Genomic DNA, 239 nt, shown 5'->3' on the forward strand with positions numbered 1-239 from the left:
TGGCCTGTCTCGCCCTGGCTGAAGCGGCTGACCAGGCCGTGCACATGGCGTAGCGGGCGTTCGCCGCGCCACAGGGTGAACAGTGCCGGTTTGTCGAGCAACGCGCCGAAGTCGACGTCGCTGTCGAAACTGATCAGCTCCAGGCTCAGCTGGAACGGTGAGCTGAGCGCTTCGTCGAGTTCGAACGAAACCACTTCGAACTCAAGCTGGCTCGCCAGCGGCTGAAAGGTAAAGCGCAA

The 239-nt window shown here is 62.3% G+C and carries 1 protein-coding gene; it reads right to left on the minus strand.

Translation table 11 applies throughout. The annotated features are described in order from the left end of the window. Window positions 1-239: contractile injection system protein, VgrG/Pvc8 family (locus tag ACLEJP_RS25620; protein WP_440810936.1), on the minus strand; the 239-nt coding region annotated here is incomplete at both ends.

Source organism: Pseudomonas sp. SMV7, from assembly GCF_052041995.1.
In the GTDB taxonomy this organism is placed as follows: Bacteria; Pseudomonadota; Gammaproteobacteria; order Pseudomonadales; family Pseudomonadaceae; genus Aquipseudomonas.